Genomic DNA, 24,074 nt, shown 5'->3' on the forward strand with positions numbered 1-24,074 from the left:
CCTTGTTCTAATATCAAATTTAAATCTAATTGCTTTACTGTTTTATTTCTTGATAAAAGTCTTTGTCAGTGTTTTTTTGCTTCCGTTGATTTTAATGAAATACACTCCGGACGGAAGATTTCCAATGCTGATTTTTTCATTATAAAAACCTCTTGAAGACTGCAAATGTGATGTGAAAACAAGAGCCCCTTTACTGTCAATGATATCTGCTTTAATTTGCTTATCCTCAGATTGATACTGAATTCCAATGAATGTTGAAACTGGATTGGGATATATTGTAAACTCATCAGTAATTACCTTCGTCTCTTTTGCCGCCAATACTTCGTTGGTACATGCCGGAATCCTGTTAACTCCATCTATTCCCCATGAAGACTGCACCGAAATACAAAGCCAGTTCAATACAGTAGGGAAATGATCTGTTTCTCTTGTTGTTGAGGTATAATCATACACCTTGAAGTTATTATTTGTCCCCGCATTATAAGAAGGAGAACCCGTTACAGTCATATCATTGGTGTTCGGACTAGAGTCTGCCAACGTATTTCCTGAAGTGCCATTACATTTCCAATTGGCTAATAATTGAGAATAATAAGGATGTGAAGGGGTAATGTCCTGATTAGCCCAGTTCACGATGACATCATTGGGAAGGGCCGATTTCCAGATTCTTACATCTTTATAAGAAGCCGCCAGATTGATTCCGTAAGTATTCGTTCCATCCTGATTTAAGGTCAAAGGAAGTCCGGAATCAATATTTCCGATCGTATTCATTTTAGCAAAAGTTACCGGAACACCATCTTCATACAATGTTACAAGACCATCTCTGTCAAAGCTTGCTGCAATATGTTTCCATTTATTGGTTTCTACTTTTCCGCCTACAAGGTCAATTCTGTTAGTTCCGTCCCCAATATTCATCTTTAAAGTCTGACCTGAATAACCAGAGAAAACAAATCCTTTATTTTTTCCGTTAGCCCAGTTTTTATTACTGATCATTACCGGATCACTGGAGTAAGCTGCATTAGGCTTTACCCAAAATTCAATGGTAAAATCCTGATTCGCGCCAAAATTAAAAGGAGTCTGGTTCGCGGGTTTTGCATAAGTTCCTGCAGGGAAATTCAATTGATTAAATGTTTTATTGGATTCCAGCACTGTTTTGCTGATCTGCTGAGGAGTAAATCCGGGATTGGAATACACCGTAAAAATATTTCTTTCAGAAAGATTTCCGCCTCCGTGAGAGCTGTCTACCGCACCGTGGTCTGTAGTAAGAACTACCAGCCAGTCTTCATTGTTATAAGAAGGCCTGCTTTTCATTGCAGTTACAATTTCACCAATATAAGTATCTGTTGTCTTAATAGAATTTACATACTGAGGAACAGTGGATGAGAACCCGTAAGAATGTCCTGCATGGTCTACATCATCAAAATCTACAAAGAGGATGTCAGGATTGTCGTTTTGCAAGGCATTTACGGCAGCATTTTTTACCGCAAGATCTGTTGCCAGATTAGTCTTTACATCAGCGTTTTGAATAATTTTATCGTTGATGGGCGACCAGTGAGCCAGAGAAATGGTTCTCAAATTAGCGTTGTAAGTCTCTGCTCTTGTTAAGAAATCAGGGTAATTAACGAAGTTCGGACTGGTAAAATTATTGTCCTGAACATTGTGTTTGGTGTGCCATACTCCGGTAAGCATAGTGCTCCATCCGTTTCCGCTCCAGGTAGTAGCAGTGCAAAGTCCGTCAACAGAGTAAATGGACTGATTGATGAGGTTTTGAATGTTAGGAGTAGGCGTAGACATCATGACATCTGCACGGCATCCGTCAATTCCGATAAAAAGGACTTTTTTAGTCTGTGCTCCAAGGAAACAGCTCATAACAACAGCCATTGAGAATAGTTTTGTTTTCATGGGAAAATAAGGTTTTAGAATTATAAATATTTACAAATAGTAATTTATTTTTAACTATTGTAAAATTAGTTTACTATTTGTAAACATTTGTGAACTGAAAGTTAATTATTTGATAATTAAAAAGGTTAGAAAAAAGAATTCTAAAACCTTCAATTGGCCATACTAAACCGAGACTGTTTCAAAAGTGTTATTCTGAACGAAATGAAATGCAGTGAAGAATCTAATATTGGGAAGATCAGTAAGATTCTTCCTTCGTCAGAATGACAAAAGCCAAATCACATAGCTTTTGTGTAAACCTCTGTGAAACTTATAATTTGGCGGGATGGTTAAAAACACAAACATTTTCAATAGAAGTATCCATGAAAACGTTTGTGTCAAGAAGTATTAAAATAATTTGAAAAAGATGTATTTAAAGAAGATCTTCAGCCTCAGAAATAGTATTCAGAATATAATCAGGTGACGCCTTCTCAAGCTCTGATTGGGTTTGAGCTCCCGATAGAACAGCTATTGTAAGTCCGCAGCCTGCATTTTTGCCCTCTTCAATATCAATAACGGAATCGCCTGCCTTTAAAACCTTATTGGCTTCCGTAATATTGAATTTCTTCATCGCGAGATGAATCATTTCAGGGCTTGGACGGCTTTCCGAAACGTCGTCCGCAGTAATCAAAGCATCAAAATGAATGCTTTCCTTCCAGTTAAGTTTGTTCAAAAGCTGATGCGCAATCTCTGATGTATATCCTGTATTTAAAACGATCTTTTTGTTTTGAGACCTCATGCTCAGCAGAAAATCTTCTGTTCCGTTGATGGGTTTTACCTCAAGGTTTTTATAAGATTCTTTTAGCTGATCGGAAAAATTCTCAAAAATGGCAGGAGCATCCTCTTCATTTCCATTAATTTCTTTTAAAAGGCTTGTGATGGCTTCCAGTTTTTCCATTCCGGCACAGCTGGATAATACTTTTTCAAGGCTTACAGTATAACCGTAATCATTCACAGCATTGGTAAGTGTTTTGTAGACTACATTATCTTCATCAACGGTTGTTCCGGCCATATCCAGAACTAATAATTCTATATTTTTCATGTAAATGTTATGCGTAAATTTTTTTAATATTAAACTTAGAGAAGCCACCGCTTCCCGTCATTCCTTTTCCCCCGATACCCGTTACAATATGAATGTTGGAAGATGGGCTGTGCTCAAAAATATCCTTTGTCTTGCACTGGGAATAGATCCCAAACCATCTTCTCTGAATTTCATACGTAGGAAGATCAATGATTTTCTTCGCTTCATGAATCATAAATTCATCAATCTCCATATTAAGATCATATCCCAGATCATCCGCATTTTTAGCATCCGCATACTCATGAGAATCTCCTATGATCACAGAGCCGTCAAGGGCCTGTTTGAATAAAATATGCACTCCGTATTTCTTTTCAAACGAATTAGGATCTTCTAAAGCCTTGATTTTCTGAAAAGAAGGACACTCGCTAAAAGACTCATACCTTCTCACGGAAAGTCCGGTAAGAATATTTCCCTGAAGTGAATAGATTCCCTGAGGTTTGGTCTGAAGCATCTGAAGTTTGCTCACTTCCAGATCACTGTCATTGAATACTTTAGGATATAAAGTTTTGAACTCATGCCCGCCGCAGATGATGATTTTAGATGCATAAAATTCTATTCCGTCTGCAGTTACAGCGGTACATTTCTGATCATTTTCATGGGTTTCCAGCACTGTAGTATTATAGAAAATCTGCAATCCCATTTTTTCCTGAAGCAGCTTGTGAAGCTTTACAATCATATCTGCGGAATCTACGGAAAGTTCCTGCGGAAAAAACAGACCTCCTTTGCAGTAATCCGAACGGAGACCGTCAAATTTCTTGATGCAGTCGTTTTTGGATAATAAAACAGATTCATAATCATTATTTCGGTTGATTTCATATAGTTCTTCAATCAACTGAAGCTCCTCATCATTGGATGCGATATAGACAGATCCGTTTTGCCTGATGGTAAGATCTGCCTGATCATGAAGTTCATTGTATATAGTCAGGCTTTCCCTTCCGAAATTCTGCCATTTCAGATCCATTCCGGAAGGGACTACCTGTCCGAAATTCCTTACTGTGGCTCCCTGAGGAACAGAATTTCTTTCCAGTAAAGCTACTTTAAGATTTTTCTTCAGCGCATGATAAGCATGGAACGTTCCTAAAATTCCACCTCCTACAACGATTAAATCAAATTTTGTTGTCATTGTTCTATAATTTATAAAATTTTCGACGTATCGAAATTGATGAATTGATTAGAGTTTGAGTTTGATTTCGGCTTTGATTTCTTCCTGAAAGCCAGAAATGCAACCACCGAAAGAACGAAAACCGTTATGGTGATGATATAATTCAAATTGATATAAAAATGTAACCACGAAGTCTGAGCCGATCCGAAGTTTTTATACAGCAGGATCAGCACACTTCCCAGATATCCGAATGAATCTACAATATAGATCAGAAAACCAACGTTTCCTTTGATTTCAAAGGCCGCGATCATCCGGTCAAAATAGATTCCATTGAAAGGAATATAACAAATGTACATTCCAAAACCTGAAATTGTCATCCATAAAAAAGGTGCCATATAACCCTGCTGAAACAGATAGGTAGAAAGTCCTACCGTAAGAATTCCTGCAAAAAGAATATAATGATAGCAGGCAAACGCTTTTTTATTGTTTTTCACTTTCACCATAAAGCTTAAAATCACAAGTACCATCACCGCAATAGGAATTTCTGTTAAGGTGAAAATAGAACTGTCTAAATTAAAATGCAGTCCGTCCCAGATTTCCCGGTTGAAGTTATCTCTGAAATCTCTTAAAACGGTTAAGCTGATATAAAGAAATATGATACACACGATCGGAACAAAAAACTTTTGAACCAGTGCTTTTCTTTCTGCACCATTCAACGGCTGTCTTTTATTTTTAAGCAAAATGTCTTCTTCCGAAGGTTGGGGAATTCTTTCAAGAAGCAATCCGAATAAAATCAATGGAATAATAAAAATAAGTCCGGCAGAAAATGGCATCCAGAATTCGGAAATGGAAAATGTATCCATTAAAAATTTTCCTGCTGACTTTGTAAATCCTGAAGAAACGACAAAGCTTGAACATAAAAACAAACCAATAATTTCCGTGGTTTTTCGCCCTTCGATATAGGAGAAAACAATTCCCCAGATCATTCCCAGCGGAATTCCGTTGATGAACATAAACAGAATATTGTAAGGAGCAGGAACGGCTGCAAACCCCAACAACGCAAGCTCAGCAATAGCAATGAAAGTAAAAAGATAAGTAATTCTTTTCTGGGGTTTTAGTTCAGAAATAAATTTGATCCCGATGAATTTTGAAATAAAATAGCCTACTGCCTGTGCAATGATAATCAGTATCTTATAATCTACCCCGAAATAAGAAAGTCCCTCGAAAGAAGCTACAGTAAAGGGTTTCCTGAAGCCGTACATGCAGAAGTATACACCGAAAGCGGCGAAAGCGGCCTTCAGTGTTACTAATGTTTTTTTATTGATGGTTCTGGCCATGATAAGGGTTTAGAAGTTCAGTTTTACTCCAAGATTGAATCGTACTCCGTAATATTCTACCTGTTCAGGACGGTCTTCACTTTTTCCGAAGTGATAGATCAGCGGTTTGTTCAGAATATTGTTCACATCCGCGTATAAAGTCAGATATCTGGTAAACTGATAAGAACCTCCGAAATCAAGATTGCTGTATTTTCCATAATAAGAATCGTTGATATCTTCCTCAGCATATTCTACTGCATATTTCCCTTTGTAGTTGTAAGCAAGCCTTGCGTTGAATCCTTTCTTCTCAAAGAAAAGCTGCGCATTGTATAACTCCTTTGCCTGATAGGGAAGGGCTACCGTTCTGCCGCTTGGTTTTTCCATTTCAGAAGTCATGAATGTAGCATTCAGTTGTACCCCGAAATATTGTAGAAGCCCTGGAAGGAAGTCAAATCTTTTATTAATTCCCAGCTCAATTCCTCCCAGCCATGCCGCTTTTCCATTATTAGGAGCGGTAAATTGTACGCCGTTGTTTCCGTTATAGTTTCCGATAAAAGAATCCTGGAAAATAGGATCTGTAATGGATTTATAGAAAACACCGCCACTCAGAATCCCTACGTTGGAGAAATAATATTCTCCCATCAGGTCAAAATTCAAAGAATAGGTAGGATTAAGATTGGGATTTCCCCCTTTGAATTCGTTATCTGCTTCACTATAAGTTCCTCCCGGAGTCAGATCTCCAAAATTGGGCCTTGAGAAAGTTCTTGTTGCTGCAAAGCGTAGATTAGCTTTATCGTTTAAAGTATATTTCAAGTGAATCATCGGAAGAACGGCCAGATAGTTTTTGGTATTTTCTACCGGTGTCAGTACATTATCATTTACACTGTAACCTTTCACTTTTGTATTGGTATTGGATAATCTGATTCCTCCTAAAACGGTGATCTTGTCATTCAGTTTATAGGTTGCCATTCCATAAGCATCTGCATGTTTTTCAAACACATCAAAGTTCCTTCCCAGAGCTTTATTATATTCCAGCGCTTCGGAATCTGCTGTGTTGATTTTCAGATTTCCCTGATGTTCATACCAGAACTGGTTCATTCCTGTGGTAGAAAGTACCGGACCAAATGTATTTCCGATGTGAGCATTCATTTCACTTAAATATTTCGGCCCATTAGGCTGTGTTGTGATGTATTGGGAATAATCAGACAGAAGAGGTGCTGTTCCGCTGCTCCAGTTGTAGAAAATATCGGAGAATCTTGCATTACGCTCTTTATCACGGTATTTAAAACCATATTTTAAAGTCAGTTTATCAGATGCATTGATCTCATGGTTGAAAGCCGCTACGATTTTATCCTTTTCCTCTACAAAAACCTTGTAAAATTCAAGATCTGTAAATCTCATTTGGGAAGCATCCATTTTAAAGTTCGGATCACTGTAAAAACCAAATAAAGCATCCGGATTTTTATAATCTAATTTCCCGCCATCTGCTTTCCAATACGCTCTAGGTCCATTTCCATGATTGGAAATATAATCAGGATTGATGCCTACACCGGATTGAGTGTACTTGATGACATAATAAGAATTGTTCTGTTTGTCTGGGATGTTTCCATACTTGAATTTGTTGTCATAATAAGAGAGATCCCAGTCAATTTTTCCTTTGTTTAATTGATGAACCGCTCCCAGGGAAGCAGACGTAAGTTCCGTTATCAATAAATTGTGAATGTTCTGAAGCTCCACTCTTGCCGTATTGTTCGCACTGCTGAATTTATCAAAACGGATTCTATGCTTGTAGTGGGTTTCATCGTCTGATAATGTCCCATACATTCCTTTTAAATAGAAAGTTGTCTTTGGAGAAAGTACATATTCAAAAGCCGTATTAATTCCTGTTGTCTTTCTCACCCCGTTATAATCACGGAGTTCCAGTCGGAAAACGCCTTCATCACCACTTCTTCTGGCCTCGAAATTGTCTGTAGACCAGTTTCTTATGAAGTGGGCGAAATTGAAAAGATACCCGAATTTTTTGTCTTTTGTTCTTCCGCCATATAAAAATCCAAGGTTGTAGACCCCTTTATCGGCTTTGGCATTATATCCGCTTCCAATCGTTGCTTTAAACTCTGTTTTCATGGGTGGTGTTTTGGTGATGAAATTCACACCGCCGCCAATTCCGTCGGCCTCCATATCCGGAGTAAATGATTTGTTTACATGCACATAGGAGATCAGTTCCGTAGGGAAAAAGTCGAATGCTGTTGCTCTGGAGGTTGTCTCCTCTTCAGCCGTTGGAAGTCTGTTTCCATTAATGGTTGTGGATGCCCAGAATGGCGGAAGTCCTCTGAGGGAAACAAACCTTCCTTCTCCCTGATCTCTTTCAATAGAAACTCCCTGCACACGCTGTACGGTTTCTGCTGCATTTCTGTCCGGTAATTTTCCGATTCCGTCTGAGGCAATTACATTGGTAATATTGATTGCATTTTTCTGAAGATTCAACGCTCTCGCTTCCGTATTTTTCAATGTTCCGGTCACTACTATTTCATCAATGTTTTTTCGGAGCTGGGAAAGTTTAATGATCCCCAGATCAACCGTTTGCTCCGGTTTCAGATCAATTGTAATGTCTGAAGATTCATAACCAATATAACTGATTTGTAATGTATATTGACCTTCTTTGATATCATTGATGGCAAATTTTCCTTCAATATCGGTTGTTATATTTCTGGATAAGCCTTTTATTTTGACTGTTGCCCCAGGGAGAGGCTGGCTCTCATCAAGAACAGTTCCTATAATTAACTGTTTCTGCGCTGAAACAAAGACCATGAAACAGACAAAAACAAGGGTAAGTAATTTCTCTAATTTTGTTTTCATTTTTACATATATTAAATTTTTTATGCAAATCACGCTAATAATTTTAATATATATAAATATTTTATGTTAAGTATTGTTTAACAAATAAACGCCATTTGTTACAGCTATTTTACTTTGAAAAGCATTGAATCTGATCTTTGAAAATTGGATAAAACAGGTTTAGAGATCATTCATACAACGTTTTTTGTAAATAATACCATATACTTATGAAATAGAGAATTGCTTCAAAACAGGAGTGTTTTGGTTAATATTTCGTTCATCTTGGAAGAAAACAGAAAAATAAAAGTTGCATATTTGTAAACTTTCATGTGTGCTGTAATTCAAAAATTGAAGAATGATGTAAAAATAAGATGATTATTATATGGGTATCTATAATGAATCTACACTACATTTGTCATTTTGAATGTTATGAAGAATCTCAAGTTATTGAATGCAAATAAGAGATTATTCCTTCGTCAGAATGACAAAAGCAAAATAATAAAAACTTTGTGTTAAAAAAATGAGACAGTTAAGCCGTATAAAAATAAAGAACAAGCATCACACAGCTCTCATTGCTGATGCTTACCGGAACGTGAGGAAATTTTCCGTTGAAATACAAAGAATCACCCTCTTTTAAGATGATTTCTTCGTTGTCAATCACATATTTCACTTCTCCTTTCAGAATATATTTGAATTCCCAGGCATCCGTAATAACCTTTTCTCTTTTAGAATTGGGTTCGAGAGTAAGCAGTACAGCTTCAAACCCTAAAGAATGAAGACTTTTGCTGAAGATATGCATGTATTTGAACCCTTCAGCTTCCACCTCCTTTTCGATGACTTGCTGGCTTTCTTTCGGAACATAGATGAATTTGGCGTTGGATTTTTTCTCAACTCCTTCAAAAAAATAACTGGCGTCAATCTCAAGCGACTGAATCAGATCCAATAAAACAGGAAGTGATGGAATAGTCCTTCCATTTTCAATTCTGGAAACAAGGCCGTTGCTCACATTGGCTTTAAAAGCCAGTTCGTTAATGGTTAAATTATTCTTTTTTCTAATATCCTTTAATCTTTTGCCGATACCTATTAAAAAGTCATTCATACTGTGTGCAATTTAACCTGAATTATTTTTTCATCATTATATTGAAAACAAAGGTAATATTATTCTATAGAGTTTGGATATAAGAGGGAATCAATTCATTGAAATTTATTATTGGGTTTCCCGGCTTTCTCAGATTCTTTCGCCTTTTCTCTCCGGCAAAATTTCCCTATTTTTGTAAAACTCCTTATTTCATCTATGAAAAAAATTATTCTTATCGAAGACGAAACCAGTGTTGTCTCATTTATTAAAAAGGGACTTCAGGAAAATGGGTATGAGATTTCTGTTGCTTTTGACGGGCGTACAGGAGTGCAGCTGGTGCGGGCTAACGATTTCGATCTGGTTATTTTAGACATTATGCTTCCGGAAATGAATGGTCTGGATGTATGCAAAGAAATAAGAAAAACCAATCAGAGCGTTCCTATTTTATTTTTGACTGCTTTGGGAACTTCTGAAAATATCGTTCTTGGGCTGGAAAGCGGCGGAGATGATTATCTTGTAAAGCCTTTTAAATTTATTGAACTGGTGGCACGCGTGAAATCTCTGCTTAGAAGAAGCAATAACAATGGTCCACAGGAAATTGCCGAACCGGAGCCGGATAATGAACACGTATTTCAGTTTTCGGATCTCATGGTGAATGATTATACCAAGAAAGTAACCCGTGCCGGAGAAGATATTTCCCTTACTTCCACAGAATATAAACTCCTGTTGTATTTCCTGAATAATCCTGAAAAAGTAATTTCAAGAGCAGAAATTCTGGATGCGGTCTGGGGCGTAAACTATGAGCTGGGAACCAATGTGGTAGACGTTTATGTCAACTATTTAAGAAAAAAACTGGATAGCCAGGACGATAATAAGTTGATTCATACCGTGATAGGAATGGGGTATGTGTTGAAAAAAACATAATGAATGTTTAATAAAGTCATTACAAATCAAACCAAAACGATGGTGCTTTTGATGCTGGTTTTTACCGCCATCATTTTGCTGTTCAGTGGTTTGGTGTACTTTTCTATTGTTAATTTTTCGCATCAGAGGTTTTATGAGCTGCTGAAGATCAGAACGGCAACCATCGTTCAGATAGAAAAAAGCAAAGATCATCTCGATCTTCCGGAAAACTATGTTCTCAACAGTTTAAATGATGAGGAACTTCCGATGGAAAAAGACTATGTTTTTGCTGTTCCCAGTGATTCCAATTTCAAAAAAATATCTCAGGAAGTTCATATTCCTTCATATTTCTTTAAAAATATTATCAAAGAAGGAGAGTCCAATTATAATGATGAAGAATTCTATTATATAGGACAAAGCTTCAGATATGATGATAAAGATTATATTGCCATTGCTTCAGCCAAAAACCATTATGTGGTTTATTATCTGGGCTTCCTAAAAAGAACACTGCTTACCTGTATCGTACTGTCTCTGTTCTTTAGTATGATTTTTTCTTTTTATCTGTCCAAAACTTTATTCAGACCCATCTTAAAAATTACAGGAAAAGTAAAGGAAATCAGTTCCGAAAACCTTCATTTAAGGCTGGAATCACAGCCTGATAATAAAGAACTGAATGAGTTGGTAGACACCTTTAATGATATGCTCAACCGTATTGAAACGTCTTTCGAAACCCAGAATCACCTGATCGGAAATGTTTCCCACGAATTGAGAACTCCTCTTACCTCCATTATGGGTGAGGCGGATGTGGCACTTTCCATCAGCAGAACGGCCGATGAATACAAAGAAACCCTGGGAATCATTCTGGATGAAGCTGAAAAACTTGATAAAAAGATCAAAGCACTGCTTATGATTGCTCAAACCGGATTTGATGGAAAGATCCAGAAAATGGATAAGGTAAGAATCGATCAGCTTCTTTGGGATGTTATTGAAACGCTCAGAAGAATTGATTCCAGAAACAATATTTACCTTGATATCAGCATGCTTCCCGATAACCCGAAGAAACTGAAAGTACAGGGAAATGAACAGTTATTGCATCTTGCCGTAGCCAATATCATCAGTAATGGCTGTAAATATTCTAATTTCCAGCAGGTTAAAGTTTCGCTTGGAGCTACCAATACAGACGTTTATATTATTGTAAAAGATAATGGTATCGGGATTCCGGAAGTGGAAATGAACAAAATCTACGATCCGTTTTTCAGGGCTTCGAATACCAATAATTACGAAGGCTACGGAATCGGGCTTCCGCTGGCAAGAAATATTGTAAGAATGCACCATGGTGAACTGATTGTAAGCTCGCACGAGAATCAGGGAACAACAGTACAGATGCGTTTTCCTAATTTCTACAGCACTCAGAAGAGCGAAGAAATCAATAAATAAGAATCTCTGTTCTGACTTTTTTTACTTGTTTTTAATTTTATTTTGTTTTGAAAATCAGTATGTTATATTGTTGATTTGGTTTCTTTTCGATTTTAGTTTATTGGGGTATGAACTCCTGTTAACAATTTTCTAATCTCATTTTAATCTCTTTAATCACATTTTAATTCCGTTCCAAAGATCTTCTAATATGGTCGTTCTAGTTTTGTATCATCAAAAAAGATAAACACAATACAAAATAATAAGAACATGACTAAAACAATTTTAATTGCAACAGATTACTCTCTTGAGTCATTGAACATATTGAAAAAAGTACTTAAAGAGAAAGATGCAGCAGAAGATCAGAACCAATATAATATCCTTCTGACTTCCGGATATGATTCCGGAGATTCTATCAGAGATCTTTTATTCAGTACCAAAACATCGATATTCAATAAAATCAGGCCTACGGAATTCTGTGATGCCTACGGAATCATCAGCAATAAATATCCACACCTGGTCAATAAAATCATATGTGATGTCTTTACAGGAAGTTTTCAGAGGACATTCAATCAGTACGTTAAGGCGGAAAATATTGTGGAAGCTTATTATTCTCCTGCTATCAAAAGCAAAGGAAATGGCAAGTTTGATCTGATTCCTTACATCAAAAAGTGTAAAGATCTGAAGTCTTATGAAATCCCTGTTGAAGTAAGAAAAAGACTTCCGGAAAGAGGAAGACTGGCAGAGATCTTTGTGGAAGCCTAAGAAGTTAAACACTATTTAAAAAGATAAAAAATGTTAAGAAATTATAGTAACAGCAGGACACTGGGAGACAATATCAGGTTGGGGACGCTGACTGCCTTTACGGCAGGTACTATAAATATAGCATCCCTATTGATATTTCTCTCTTTTACGTCGAATGTAACGGGGCACTACGCTATTTTGGCGGCGGAAATCAGTAAAGGAAACTGGACGCAGGTGGGAGTCGTAGGAGGATGGATCTTTTTGTTCTTCTTCGGAAGTTTCGTGTCCAACTTTATCGTTATCAATTTTAATAATAAAAGCAAATATTTTGCCCATGCCATGCCGATTGTGCTGGAAATTATATGTCTTCTTTTTGTGGGAATATACGGGCAGTTTTACTATCAGAAAACACTAGAAGAAACAGAATATTTAGTAGCATTAATGCTTTTCGCTACCGGACTTCAGAACGGTCTTACCGCAAGTATTTCCAACTTCTCCGTAAAAACAACCCACCTTACCGGAACTACTACTGACCTTGGAATTCTGACATCGATGTTTACCCAGAAAAAGTACAGAAAAAACGGAGAGCTGATTGGCAGAGCAAAACTTCTCATGAGTATTATGCTTGCCTATGTAATGGGAGCCGTATTTTCAGGATTAACTTACTACTATCTGGAATTCAGGGTGTTCTATGTCATCAGTATATGTCTTCTGATTGTCATCGGGTACGATGCCTATAAAATTCATATCCGTCACTTCAATACAAAATACAGATACAGCAGAATCTATAAAAAGCCCAATCTTTTTGCTTACCTGTATGATAAAATCCATGGAATTCCTAAAAGAGAAAAGAAAAGAAAATTGGTCTTTGAGGATTAAATTAGAAAACACACTATTAATTTTTTGTATAAACTAGCTGTAAATGCCCTTATTTTATTATAAAATAGGGGTGTTTTTCTTAAAAATGATCTTACTAATCAGTATTTCTGTTGTTTTTTGCCCTATTTACTGGCTGCTGAAATGAAAGTTTCCTGATCATAAAAATAAACCTGCTAACGCCCTTCATTACAAACATTAAAAAAATCAGTTGGGGATAAATAGGCAAAAATGTTGATAATTAAATATTAAATCACGATTTTAGTATTTTAATTCCCGTTTTCATTAACTATTTTTGTAAGTTGATTTACGTTTTTATGTCAGATATTATTCAGCTTTTACCGGATCATGTAGCCAACCAAATTGCAGCGGGAGAGGTGGTGCAGCGGCCTGCATCCATTGTGAAAGAACTTTTGGAAAATGCTATTGATGCAGATGCAACGAAAATTGAACTGATCATCAGAGATGCCGGGAAAAACCTTATTCAGGTGGTAGATGACGGAAAAGGAATGTCTGAAACAGATGCCCGCATGGCTTTTGAAAGACATGCTACCTCCAAAATAAAAGGAACAGAAGATATCTTTAAGATTGCCACAAAGGGATTCCGTGGGGAAGCACTGGCTTCGATAGCAGCGGTTTCACAGGTGGAGCTGAGAACGAAACAGAAAGATACTTCCATCGGAACCAATATCTATATTGAAGGAGGAGTTTTCCAGTTTCAGGACCCGGTTCAGACAGCAGACGGATCAAACTTTCTGGTTAAAAATCTTTTCTATAACGTTCCTGCAAGAAGGAAGTTTTTGAAAAATAATAATATTGAATTCAGACACGTAATTGATGAATTTCAACGAGTTGCGCTAGCTCATGAGAACCTTGAGTTTTCCCTGTTCCACGATGATGAAGCTGTTTTCAGGCTGAGAAAAGGAAGTCAGATGCAGCGTATTGTGGATGTTTTCGGAAGAAAATTACAGCCACTTTTAATTCCCATTAAAGAAGATATTATCTGGTGTAAGCTTCACGGTTTTGTTGCCAAGCCGGAAGGAGCAAAGAAAGCAAGGGGAGAACAGTTCCTTTTTGTGAATGGAAGGTATTTCAGAAGTCCATACTTCAATAAAGCAGTACAGGAAGCATTTGAAGGGCTTCTTCAACCGGGATATGTGCCTTCGTTTTTCCTTTTTCTGGAGCTTGATCCGGAGAAAATAGATGTCAACATCCATCCACAGAAAACAGAAGTGAAATTTGAAGATGAACATCTTATTTTTGCTTTGCTTCGTTCAACCATTAAAAGATCTTTAGGAATTTATAATGTTTCTCCAAGTCTTGATTTCGACAGAGATCCTGAACTGGATGAAATGATGAATAAACCGATTCCCAGCAAAGGAAATGGAGGCGGAACCGGTGGCGGTGTTTTTAAAATGCCTGAAATCATTGTAGATAAAGACTATAATCCGTTTCTGGAGGAGAAAAATGTAGTACATCCGGAGGAAATTCAGAACCTTACAGAAATGTACCATCAGAATATTACGGCAGAACCTTCAAAGATCAATCTTTTTGAAGATGAAGATTTTGACGAAGACCTGATGAGACTTCCCAATGGATACTGGCTTTTCAACAAAGGAGATGTCACATTAATGCTGGATTTGGGAAGAATGCACAGATTATTGGTTTCTGAAGGAAATAAATCCACCAGAAAATCCAATACAAACAGCCATGCTCTTCTTTTCTCTCTGGAATATCATATGAATGAAATCGAAAAGACAAAATACAATTCGATAAAAAAATATCTTCCGGAATTAGGGTTTGACATGAAAATTGCTCATGAAAGTGTACTTCGAATAGATTCGCTTCCTGAAGGACTGAAAGAAACCCAGGCCATGAAATTTCTCGAAAACCTTTTTGAGATCCTGGACTACAAGACGGAAGAAGAATTTATGCAGTATTACCATAACCAATGGAGTAAAATGCAGTCGAAGTCAAGATTTGACTTTATTTATAAAAAAGATGCGGAACAGCTTATTAAAGACTTTACAGCATTAGGCTTCCCGGAGTTTTTACCGGATGGTAAAAGATGCTTTTATGAAGTTCCGTTTAACGACTTTAAAAACAAATTTTAAAGAATATGTTTAACAATATACCACCCATCACAAAGAATATCATTATCATTAATGTTATAGTATACCTCATATCTAATTTTATTTTTAAAGGATTGTATGATTCCTTGGTAGGCTATTATCCTTTTTCTCCACTCTTCAAATCATGGCAGGTAATTACACATATGTTTATGCATGCTCCTCTTGAAGAACCTGGAGGGATAATGCATATTTTATTTAATATGTTTACTTTGTTTAGTTTTGGACCTGTTTTGGAGCAAACGCTTGGAGATAAAAAATATCTGATATTATACTTTGCAAGTGGTCTTGGTTCCTTTTTCTTGTTCAATTTGTGGAATTTTGTTGAAATTCAACAAATTGTTTCTGGTCTGGAAAGCTTAGGAGTAAATGCTTCTGAAATTTATTCAAGGGTATCTCTTAACACCGCAGATTATTTATCATTCCATGCGTCTACTCAGGAAGCACAGAATTTGTCAGATCAGCTTTATACAGATTTAAGATCACGAATGTTGGGTGCTTCGGGAGCGATTTTCGGAGTAGTAGCTGCATTTGCAACATTGTATCCCGATTCTAAAATTGGAATCATGTTTATTCCTGTGCCTATAAAAGTAAAATATCTTTTGCCTATTATTGTTGTGGTTTCCATATATCTTGGGGTGTCAGGAAATGGAGGAGGAGTTGCTCATCTGGCTCACGTGGGTGGTGCTTTGGTAGGATGGCTGCTGGCAAGAATTTGGAAAAAACATTTGTACAGATTCAACTAAAGCAGCATTGTGAAGGCTTTCCGACTTATATTGTTCATAATCCACCTGGGAATTTTATTTCTACTGTTGGGTACTTTATTGAACGCTTACGTTCCACCAAAGATTTTTCCATGGTTTAATCTGCTTTCCTTAGGTTTTCCTGTGCTTATTATAGTATATGTTATGCTAACGGTTTTCTGGGTATTCAGCTGGAAAAAACGAGCTTTTGTATTTATGTTTGCAGGTTTAGCGTTTATAAATCCTGTAAAACGTTGGGTTAATTATTCTTCGCCTGAAAGTGGGAATTCTGATATAAAAATAGTTTCTTTCAATACGAGAGCTGGCGGAAGAGGAAGTGCGGAGACAGGACCTTACCTGAAGTCTCTGGATGCGGATGTTCTTCTTTTACAGGAGGATGCCGGTATAATATATCGATTTGATGGATATCAGAAAGCAAATCCTGGTGGAGGTTTGACGATTTTAACCAAACACAGAATTGTTAAACAGCAGCTCATAGATCCGCAGGATGAAAATGTAAGAATTCCCGGATTACAGGTTGATATAGAAATTAAAGGTAAGGTATACAGATTCATTGATGTCTATCTCAATCCTTTTCGCTTTCAAAAAGATATGGTGAGACTTAATGGAAATACCGATACCGATGAACAAAAAATAAAAGATGTTGTTAAAAGGCTGATTCCCACCTTTAAAAAACATCAGGATCAGGTAACACTTATTCGTGAGGCAATTGACAATTCTCCTTATCCTGTAATTCTAGCGGGCGATTTTAATTCTGTACCCAATTCTTACGAATATTATCATTTATCAGACGGGCTTGAAGATGCATTTGTGGAAGCAGGAAGAGGAAGTGCAACCAGTTTTCACGATTATAAATTTCCTATCAGAATTGATTATATTTTTTCTTCACAATCATTAAAGGTAATATCTTATAAAGTTGACCGTTCTGTAAGTATTTCAGATCATTATCCTGTCATAGTTAAGTTTTCTACGGAGAACAGGTAATCATAAAAATAGTTAAAATTATCTGCTTGGTAGGATTTTTGTTGAAAGAAAACCGTACCAAGACCGTTTTTTCATGAAGTCGAACCAGATATTACTATTTATACATATCGTTGTTGCTGTTTTGCTGTTATGCACATTGGGGAATGCATGGATTCCGCCCAATATTTTAGGCAACCTGAATCTTCTGTCTCTTGGTTTTCCTTATCTGATCCTGGCGCATGTGGTTCTTACGCTGATCTGGATCTTTAAAAAAGAAAAAATTGCTATTGCTTTTGTATTAGGGACATTTATTTTCTATAATCCAATCAGAAGATGGATCAACTTTTCTCCCAAAACAGAAAATTTAAAAACAATACGGGATATCAAGGTATTGACATTTAATGTGAAGTACGGAGAGTATGGCTGGGATAAAGTAAAAGATTATATCAAAGCACAGGATGCTGATATTATTCTGGTACAGGAAAAAGATACCAATCGTGTTATAAAACGTGATCTTATAAAATATCCGTCAGTTATTCTTAAAACTAAGCATAAAATTGTAAGACAGGCGGAACTTATTGATGAGAAAGCCCGTGGAAATTCATTCTATGCTGATATAGATATCAATGGAAAAGTAATCAGAATTATTAATGTATATCTTGAGCCCTTCAGGCTTCATAAATCGATGTTTACGAAACTAGATGGATTTGGTCTGGGAAATGTTTCAACATTACTTTCTCATATGACTCCTACATTCCAGGCCCACGAAGATCAGGTAAAAAGAATCAGAAAAATGGTAGATTTATCTCCTTATCCTGTTATTCTGGCAGGAGATTTTAATTCTGTTCCCAATTCTTATGAATATTACAATCTTGGAAAAGACCTTCAGGATGCCTTTCTGGTAGCAGGAAAAGGTAGTGCGAGCAGTTTTCACGATTATAAAGTTCCTTTGAGGATTGATTATATTTTCACTTCGAAATCCATCATTCCGTTAAGCTATAAAGTAGACCAGTCTGTGAAATTATCGGATCACTATCCTGTAATTGCAGAATTTCTATTAAATTAGTTCCATGAAAAATTTACTGACTGCGATTTTTATTTATACCGTTCTTTTTACGGCTTGTTCCAAGAAAGAATCTCCGGGCTTCGTAGCTGAACAGGAAGTAAAAATACGTTATGATACTACCGCTATCGACTCCTTTTCTACAGGAGCTGTTTCAGTAGATATTGCACGGAAAATAAGAATGTCTTCTCCTCAGTATATTGATTCTGTAAAACAGGCTAAAAAATTACAGGATGAAGAAAATAAGCTCAAAGCAGAGCTTGAAAAAGAAAACAAGGCAAAACAGGAAGAAGAAAAGAAAAAAGCAGAGGCTGAAAAGAAGCTGAAGACAGCAGAAAAGCCGTCAGCCCAGGAATCCAAACCAGAATAAATCCGAATTCCATTAAAAAATAAACAATATGAAAAAACAAATTCTAGCTGCAATCGTGATCTCAGTATTCACTGTAGCATGTACAAAATCAACAACAAAAACAGAACAGGTAGAGAATCCTGATGGATCTACTACCACTACCACCACTACCACTACCACTACTGAAACACCTAACGTTGTGGATAGTGCAAAGATCAGCAATGCTAAGGAAGATGTGAAGGCTAAAGTAGATGAAGCAGGTAATAAGATTGATGCTGCTGCCCAGAAGGCAAAAGATAAAATAGATGCCACAGCTGATAAGACAAAAAAGGATCTTAACAAAGCAGGTCAGGATATAAAGACTGAAGCTAATAAAGTAGGGCAGGATGCAAAAGAAGCTGCGAAAAAAGGAGCTTCGAAAATAGAGGAAGCCGCTAAGAAAGTGAAAGAAGATTTAAGCAAATAATTTAAAAGCCGTAGTTCAGTAGAATTACGGCTTTTTTAGTCTGCAGTGGAGAGGGTTAGGAATCTCTCTCTTATTTATTCATTTCCAGCAGTGGATCAATATATTCTCTGTCGTTGCTTAATCTTGGCACTTTATTTTGTCCGCCTAGTTTTCCTTTAGCTTCCAGCCAGTGATAGAACAGATTTTCTTTAGCGATATGTACAATCGGCCTTTTTAGAGTCATATTATTGTATCTTTTTGCTTCATAGTCTGAATTAATGGTCTTTAAATGCTTGTCAAAAGCATCAATAAAATTGTCAAGGCTGTCAGGCTGCCGGCTGAATTCAAAAATCCATTCGTGGGCACCTCCTTCATTTCCCTTCATAAATACAGGAGCTCCTGTAAAATCCGTAATTTGTGCTCCCGTTGTTTCACAAGCTTTTGAAAGGGCAGATTCCACATTGGTGATCATGAGCTCTTCCCCAAAAGCATTGATATAGTGTTTTGTTCTTCCTGTTATTTTTATTCTGAAAGGATTGATCGAGGTAAAGACAACGGTATCACCAATCAGGTATCTCCAAAGCCCTCCATTGGTGGTGATCACCATGGCGTAATTTTTTCCTGTTTCCACATCTTCCAGACTTACTACCTTCGGATTTGAAAAATGAAACTGATCCATCGGGATAAACTCATAAAATATCCCATAATCCAGCATCAGCAGCATCTCATCACTGTCTGATCTGTCCTGGATCCCAAAGAAGCCTTCGGAAGCATTGTAAATTTCGTAGTAATTGATGTTTTTTCCGATGATCTGTCTGAATTGTTCCCTGTAGGGCTTAAAGCTGATTCCGCCGTGAAAAAACACCTCTAAATTAGGCCACAGCTCAGAAATGCTTCCTACATTGGTTTCTCTTAATACTCTTTGCAGAAGAACCATCATCCAGCTTGGTACTCCAATGATACTTCCTACATCTTCATTTTTTACTTCAGAAGTGATTGCTTTAAGCTTGCTTTCCCATTCTCCCATTAAAGAAACTTTCTTACTCGGAGTGGTGGTAATTTCCACCCAAAAAGGAAGGTTGTCAATTAAAATAGCAGATAAATCTCCAAATTTTGTATTAAAATCTGCATATAGCTCGGAGCTTCCTCCTAAACGTAAATTTTTATAATTAAAAAGCTGGTTTTCGGGATGGTTGTTGGCATAAATGGAAACCATGTCCTTTCCGGCTTTCATGTGACAGTATTCAAGGCTTTCAGCAGAGATAGGAATGAATTTGCTTTTAGCATTGGTTGTACCCGATGATTTGGCAAAATGTTTAATAAGACCAGGCCAGCTTACATCTTTATATCCCTGTCTGGCTTTTTCAATAAAAGGCTCCATTTCTTCATAGGTAACAATAGGAACTTTGTTTTTGAAATCCTGATAGCTTGAGATAGAATTGAATCCGTATAACTTGCCATATTCTGTATCCTCCGCATGAAACAGCTGAGAAAAAAGTATACCTTTCTGGGTTTCAATAGGATGGTCCATAAAATTCTGTATCTGGTCAATCCTTTGACGGATGAACCAGTTGACTACTGTATTGAAAAGTGCTTTGGTTGCCATTTCAACAAATATAATGATATTTGAATTTTCAGAAAATTTTTTACGTGATTAAATAAAAAAACCGTCACAAAATTTGTAACGGTTTGATATTTATTTGATTGCTTGTTAGCAATATTCATCGTATGCTGCCTGAAGGTTTGCTGCAATGGCCCCTGCAGGGTTTCCTTCGATGTGATGTCTTTCCAGCATGTGAACCAATTCACCATCTTTGAAAAGTGCTACACACGGAGAACTTGGAGGGAATGGAGCAAGGTGTTTTCTTGCCTCTACTACTGCTTCAGTATCAAATCCTGCAAATACAGTTGTTAAATGATCTGGTTTTTTGTCTCCAGTCAAAGAGTAAACTACTCCCGGTCTTGCAGCACCTGCAGCACAACCACATACGGAGTTGATTACCAATAATGTAGTTCCGGACTGCTTCAATGCATCTTCTACCTGAGCCGGAGTTGTTAAATCCTGGAAACCTTTATCTGTAAGCTCTGCCTTCATGGGCATTACTAAATCTGTTGGATACATATATTTTGTTTTTTATCTCTACAAAGTTAAGCAATTCTTTGCGTTTGTTCAATATATAAAAACTATCAATTGATTAGTCATATAAAATTAACCAAATATTAATACTGTAATAATATGCTATAAATAATGAAATAATACTAGGAATATTAAAATATTATTATTAAATTTGAAATGATTCTGAAAAACAAACGATCATGAAAAAACATTTATTGCTTTCCCTCGAGCAATTAATAACTTAAATACTTTCTGAAATATGGTAGTAGCTTAATTCTTTTTTCAGTTTAGAATCAAAACTGATTAACAAACTTTAATATCCAAAGAAATGAATCCCGGAACTGAAGAGCTCCGGGATTCTTTAATCAAATCGATATGCAAAGGTTGTATATCCTTAGTTATGGAATGAGATATGTGTTTGCGAAATTAAGATCAACTCAAAATCCCGAAACCCGAATCACATTATGAAAGGAGCTTTTTAGCCATCTCGGAAATACTTTTTCCGTCTGATTTTCCGGCTAATGCTTTTGATGCCACTCCCATTACCTTCCCTAAATCTTTAGCAGATTCAGCTCCGGTTTCAGAAATAATATTTTTAATTTCTGTTTCTAATTCTTCAGCCGTAAGCTGTTTGGGTAAAAACTGCTCAATAACTTTCATTTGAGCATCTTCTACTTCTGCAAGGTCATTTCTTCCCTGTGCAGTAAATTGATCGTAAGAATCTTTACGTTGTTTTACCATTCTCTGAAGAATAGCAATTTCCTGTTCTGCGGTTACTTCGGCTCCGATAGCTTCAGTTTTAAGCAGTAATATCTGGGATTTCACAGCACGCAGAGAATCCAAAGCCACTTTGTCTTTGGCTCTCATTGCTGTTTTTATAGCTTCGTTTATTGTATTTTCTAAACTCATGTTTATATGCTTTAGGCTTTAGGCAATAAGCAGTAAGCTTTTTGATCCGGCTGGGATAGCCTATGGCTTACTGCATACTGCTTATAGCATTTAATCAACGTCTTTATTTAAAAATCTGTTTTCTCTGATCTGCATAGATCCATTGTTATCAGACAGGTAAGTGTTGATGTTCTGGTCTGATGCATTGTTTCCGTCGATAGAAATATTTTTTCTTTTAAAAGCAGGAATAGATTCGAATTCACTTGTGCTGTCAAAATTTTGGTAGCGGGAGTTGAATTCTTTTAATTTATTTCTTCTTTCAATCACTCTGTCCTGATCTGCCGTTTTGTTCACGAACGTGAATTCTGATTCTTCAGTTTTTGGAGTTTCAATTTCAGTTTTGTTTTCAAAAGTTGATCTTACTTCAAATTTTGGTTCTTCCTGTTTCTGGTAGAAAGTTTCAATCTTTTGAGTGGGTTCAGCTATCGCAGCATTTGCAGGTGTATTAAATTCTGCTTTTGGCTGTCCAAAATCCGTATTTGGTTCGTTTCTGATAGGCTCGTTTACGAAGAAACTGAATTCAACAGGTTTTTCATTTGAAAATGAGTTGTTGAATGGAGTTCCGGATTGTGGTTCCTCTTTTTTGTTTTCAAAATCAAATGAGAAAGACTGGATTTCAAGATCATTAGGATCTTCATTTTCTTCATCAATAGATAATAAGCTGTATTCCTCTTCTTCATCATTTCTCCAGTTTTGTTCCGGGGTGTTTACCGTATCTTCCTCTTTATCAAAGAATTTTATTTCAGTTCTGGGCTGCTCTTCTTCAATAATCATTTTTTTTTCAGCAGACGTCACATTGAACGGAGTGTCATGCTCTTCGTCATCCAGTCTGAAAAGATTTTTTCCACCAAAATCATGGGCTGCCCCAGGAGCTGATTCTCTTTCTTCTCTTGTTTTGAAAGGAGAATTTTTAGGAGTCTCAAAACTGTCGTTAAGACTAATTCTGATTTTTTCTGTAGGCCCTGCAAACTTTTTATTATCGTTAGAGAACCCCGTTGCGATTACAAGAACGCTTACTGCATCTCCTAATTCTTCATCTGCTCCCACCCCGAAAATGATATCTGCAGTATTTCCTGCTTCTTTCTGGATGTGGTCCATAATGATACCGATTTCATCCATGGTAACTTCTTCAGCCCCACTTCTTATCAATAACAGAACGTTCTTAGCTCCTGTAATCTTATTGTCATTCAATAACGGAGAATCAAGGGCTTTTCTTACAGCTTCTTCGGCTTTATTTTCACCTGAAGCTGTTCCTGTAGACATCAATGCTGTACCAGAATTCTGAAGTACAGATTTAGCATCTCTAAAGTCAATGTTTACATCAAAGTAACCGGTAATAACTTCTGCCATACCTTTCGCGGCATTGGTTAACACTTCATCGGCCTTTGAGAATCCCTGTTTGAATCCTAGGTTTCCGAATTGCTGTCTTAGTTTATCATTGTTGATCACAATAAGCGAGTCAACATTATTTCTTAATTTATCAAGACCGTTTTCTGCCTGTTCCAGTCTTCTTTTCCCTTCAAAACTGAAAGGAACGGTAACAATACCTACGGTAAGAATTCCCATGTCTTTTGCCACTTTAGCAATGACGGGAGCGGCTCCGGTACCTGTACCACCACCCATTCCGGCGGTGATGAACACCATTTTGGTGTTTTGTCCCATAGCAGCCTTGATATCCTCAATACTTTCAATCGCGGATTTTTCTCCAACTTCAGGATCGGCACCAGCTCCAAGACCTTCTGTGATAGAAGTTCCCAGCTGAACTTTATTGGCTACCGGGTTATTATCTAAAGTCTGAGCATCCGTATTACAGATCACGAAATCAACTCCGTGAATTCCTTTCTCGTACATGTGCTTCAAAGCGTTGTTTCCACCGCCCCCTACACCGATTACTTTTATAATGGATGAATTTCCTTTTGGCAAATCAAATGAAAATCCTTGTGTACCTATATTTTCCATAACTATACTTTTAATAATTGATAAGTGATAGATGATAATTGATGAATGATATTCGTTA

General features: G+C 36.8%; 20 protein-coding genes. 10 read left to right on the forward strand and 10 right to left on the reverse strand.

The window, feature by feature from the left end:
• Nucleotides 1-42: 42 nt before the first annotated feature.
• The 6 genes from BW946_RS05765 to BW946_RS05790 all read right to left on the reverse strand — a co-directional run bounded on the left by BW946_RS05765 (nt 43) and on the right by BW946_RS05790 (nt 9,365).
• Nucleotides 43-1,896, reverse strand: coding sequence for an alkaline phosphatase family protein (locus BW946_RS05765; protein WP_076595245.1), 1,854 nt, complete (start codon nt 1,894-1,896; stop codon nt 43-45).
• A gap of 409 nt (nt 1,897-2,305) precedes the next feature.
• The gene (locus tag BW946_RS05770) at nt 2,306-2,974 is read right to left on the reverse strand and encodes a phosphonatase-like hydrolase (RefSeq protein WP_076595246.1); all 669 of its coding nucleotides are present in this window, start codon (nt 2,972-2,974) and stop codon (nt 2,306-2,308) included.
• A 7-nt stretch (nt 2,975-2,981) separates the two neighbouring features.
• Nucleotides 2,982-4,136: a TIGR03364 family FAD-dependent oxidoreductase gene (locus BW946_RS05775; RefSeq protein ID WP_076595247.1), complete on the reverse strand. Its 1,155-nt coding sequence runs from the start codon at nt 4,134-4,136 to the stop codon at nt 2,982-2,984.
• Nucleotides 4,137-4,147: 11 nt separating this feature from the next.
• Nucleotides 4,148-5,452 carry a DUF5690 family protein gene (locus BW946_RS05780; protein WP_076595248.1) on the reverse strand — a complete coding sequence of 435 codons (1,305 nt, stop codon included), beginning with the start codon at nt 5,450-5,452 and terminating at the stop codon, nt 4,148-4,150.
• Between the two features lie 9 nt (nt 5,453-5,461).
• Nucleotides 5,462-8,287 (reverse strand): TonB-dependent receptor, encoded by a 2,826-nt coding sequence (locus BW946_RS05785; RefSeq protein ID WP_076595249.1) that lies wholly within the window; start codon nt 8,285-8,287, stop codon nt 5,462-5,464.
• A 508-nt stretch (nt 8,288-8,795) separates the two neighbouring features.
• The gene (locus tag BW946_RS05790; protein ID WP_034693936.1) at nt 8,796-9,365 is read right to left on the reverse strand and encodes a helix-turn-helix domain-containing protein; all 570 of its coding nucleotides are present in this window, start codon (nt 9,363-9,365) and stop codon (nt 8,796-8,798) included.
• 195 nt (nt 9,366-9,560) lie between these two features.
• Between BW946_RS05790 and BW946_RS05795 the strand changes: the two genes are divergently transcribed.
• From BW946_RS05795 to BW946_RS05840, 10 genes are all read left to right on the forward strand, one after another.
• Entirely contained in the window at nt 9,561-10,268 is a 708-nt protein-coding gene (locus BW946_RS05795; RefSeq protein ID WP_076595250.1) for a response regulator transcription factor, read from the forward strand.
• Nucleotides 10,269-10,271: 3 nt separating this feature from the next.
• Complete coding sequence (locus BW946_RS05800; RefSeq protein WP_076595251.1) at nt 10,272-11,684, forward strand: sensor histidine kinase; 1,413 nt, start codon at nt 10,272-10,274, stop codon at nt 11,682-11,684.
• A 246-nt stretch (nt 11,685-11,930) separates the two neighbouring features.
• Entirely contained in the window at nt 11,931-12,425 is a 495-nt protein-coding gene (locus tag BW946_RS05805; RefSeq protein WP_076595252.1) for a hypothetical protein, read from the forward strand.
• Between the two features lie 30 nt (nt 12,426-12,455).
• On the forward strand, nt 12,456-13,283 hold the full coding sequence (locus BW946_RS05810; protein WP_076595253.1) for a YoaK family protein: 828 nt from the start codon (nt 12,456-12,458) through the stop codon (nt 13,281-13,283).
• Nucleotides 13,284-13,597: 314 nt separating this feature from the next.
• Nucleotides 13,598-15,394, forward strand: coding sequence for a DNA mismatch repair endonuclease MutL (gene mutL, locus BW946_RS05815; RefSeq protein WP_076595254.1), 1,797 nt, complete (start codon nt 13,598-13,600; stop codon nt 15,392-15,394).
• A 5-nt stretch (nt 15,395-15,399) separates the two neighbouring features.
• Nucleotides 15,400-16,155: a rhomboid family intramembrane serine protease gene (locus BW946_RS05820; protein ID WP_076595255.1), complete on the forward strand. Its 756-nt coding sequence runs from the start codon at nt 15,400-15,402 to the stop codon at nt 16,153-16,155.
• A gap of 213 nt (nt 16,156-16,368) precedes the next feature.
• A complete protein-coding gene (locus BW946_RS05825; protein ID WP_083688790.1) occupies nt 16,369-17,157 on the forward strand; it encodes an endonuclease/exonuclease/phosphatase family protein in 789 nt (262 codons plus the stop codon).
• A 73-nt stretch (nt 17,158-17,230) separates the two neighbouring features.
• Nucleotides 17,231-18,202, forward strand: coding sequence for an endonuclease/exonuclease/phosphatase family protein (locus BW946_RS05830; protein ID WP_076595257.1), 972 nt, complete (start codon nt 17,231-17,233; stop codon nt 18,200-18,202).
• Between the two features lie 4 nt (nt 18,203-18,206).
• Nucleotides 18,207-18,569 carry a hypothetical protein gene (locus tag BW946_RS05835; protein WP_076595258.1) on the forward strand — a complete coding sequence of 121 codons (363 nt, stop codon included), beginning with the start codon at nt 18,207-18,209 and terminating at the stop codon, nt 18,567-18,569.
• 28 nt (nt 18,570-18,597) lie between these two features.
• Nucleotides 18,598-19,014 (forward strand): hypothetical protein, encoded by a 417-nt coding sequence (locus tag BW946_RS05840; protein ID WP_076595259.1) that lies wholly within the window; start codon nt 18,598-18,600, stop codon nt 19,012-19,014.
• 70 nt (nt 19,015-19,084) lie between these two features.
• Here BW946_RS05840 and BW946_RS05845 read toward each other — a convergent pair whose 3' ends face one another.
• From BW946_RS05845 to ftsZ, 4 genes are all read right to left on the reverse strand, one after another.
• Nucleotides 19,085-20,599 carry a GH3 auxin-responsive promoter family protein gene (locus tag BW946_RS05845; protein WP_076595260.1) on the reverse strand — a complete coding sequence of 505 codons (1,515 nt, stop codon included), beginning with the start codon at nt 20,597-20,599 and terminating at the stop codon, nt 19,085-19,087.
• Between the two features lie 105 nt (nt 20,600-20,704).
• The gene (locus tag BW946_RS05850; protein WP_027372869.1) at nt 20,705-21,115 is read right to left on the reverse strand and encodes a BrxA/BrxB family bacilliredoxin; all 411 of its coding nucleotides are present in this window, start codon (nt 21,113-21,115) and stop codon (nt 20,705-20,707) included.
• Between the two features lie 456 nt (nt 21,116-21,571).
• Complete coding sequence (locus tag BW946_RS05855) at nt 21,572-22,018, reverse strand: GatB/YqeY domain-containing protein (RefSeq protein WP_076595261.1); 447 nt, start codon at nt 22,016-22,018, stop codon at nt 21,572-21,574.
• A 90-nt stretch (nt 22,019-22,108) separates the two neighbouring features.
• Nucleotides 22,109-24,016: a cell division protein FtsZ gene (gene ftsZ, locus BW946_RS05860; protein WP_076595262.1), complete on the reverse strand. Its 1,908-nt coding sequence runs from the start codon at nt 24,014-24,016 to the stop codon at nt 22,109-22,111.
• Between the last annotated feature and the right edge of the window lie 58 nt (nt 24,017-24,074).

The sequence above is a fragment of the Chryseobacterium sp. RU33C genome (assembly GCF_900156015.1).
GTDB lineage: Bacteria > Bacteroidota > Bacteroidia > Flavobacteriales > Weeksellaceae > Chryseobacterium > Chryseobacterium candidae.

Coding starts and splice junctions, on each gene's coding strand:
- BW946_RS05840 (WP_076595259.1), top strand. CDS start 18,598: ATGAAAAAACAAATTCTAGCTGCAATCGTGATCTCAGTATTCACTGTA.
- BW946_RS05855 (WP_076595261.1), bottom strand. CDS start 22,018: ATGAGTTTAGAAAATACAATAAACGAAGCTATAAAAACAGCAATGAGA.
- BW946_RS05825 (WP_083688790.1), top strand. CDS start 16,369: ATGTTTGCAGGTTTAGCGTTTATAAATCCTGTAAAACGTTGGGTTAAT.
- ftsZ (WP_076595262.1), bottom strand. CDS start 24,016: ATGGAAAATATAGGTACACAAGGATTTTCATTTGATTTGCCAAAAGGA.
- mutL (WP_076595254.1), top strand. CDS start 13,598: ATGTCAGATATTATTCAGCTTTTACCGGATCATGTAGCCAACCAAATT.
- BW946_RS05775 (WP_076595247.1), bottom strand. CDS start 4,136: ATGACAACAAAATTTGATTTAATCGTTGTAGGAGGTGGAATTTTAGGA.
- BW946_RS05810 (WP_076595253.1), top strand. CDS start 12,456: ATGTTAAGAAATTATAGTAACAGCAGGACACTGGGAGACAATATCAGG.
- BW946_RS05805 (WP_076595252.1), top strand. CDS start 11,931: ATGACTAAAACAATTTTAATTGCAACAGATTACTCTCTTGAGTCATTG.
- BW946_RS05835 (WP_076595258.1), top strand. CDS start 18,207: ATGAAAAATTTACTGACTGCGATTTTTATTTATACCGTTCTTTTTACG.
- BW946_RS05790 (WP_034693936.1), bottom strand. CDS start 9,365: ATGAATGACTTTTTAATAGGTATCGGCAAAAGATTAAAGGATATTAGA.
- BW946_RS05785 (WP_076595249.1), bottom strand. CDS start 8,287: ATGAAAACAAAATTAGAGAAATTACTTACCCTTGTTTTTGTCTGTTTC.
- BW946_RS05850 (WP_027372869.1), bottom strand. CDS start 21,115: ATGTATCCAACAGATTTAGTAATGCCCATGAAGGCAGAGCTTACAGAT.
- BW946_RS05770 (WP_076595246.1), bottom strand. CDS start 2,974: ATGAAAAATATAGAATTATTAGTTCTGGATATGGCCGGAACAACCGTT.
- BW946_RS05830 (WP_076595257.1), top strand. CDS start 17,231: ATGAAGTCGAACCAGATATTACTATTTATACATATCGTTGTTGCTGTT.
- BW946_RS05795 (WP_076595250.1), top strand. CDS start 9,561: ATGAAAAAAATTATTCTTATCGAAGACGAAACCAGTGTTGTCTCATTT.
- BW946_RS05780 (WP_076595248.1), bottom strand. CDS start 5,452: ATGGCCAGAACCATCAATAAAAAAACATTAGTAACACTGAAGGCCGCT.
- BW946_RS05800 (WP_076595251.1), top strand. CDS start 10,272: ATGTTTAATAAAGTCATTACAAATCAAACCAAAACGATGGTGCTTTTG.
- BW946_RS05820 (WP_076595255.1), top strand. CDS start 15,400: ATGTTTAACAATATACCACCCATCACAAAGAATATCATTATCATTAAT.
- BW946_RS05765 (WP_076595245.1), bottom strand. CDS start 1,896: ATGAAAACAAAACTATTCTCAATGGCTGTTGTTATGAGCTGTTTCCTT.
- BW946_RS05845 (WP_076595260.1), bottom strand. CDS start 20,599: ATGGCAACCAAAGCACTTTTCAATACAGTAGTCAACTGGTTCATCCGT.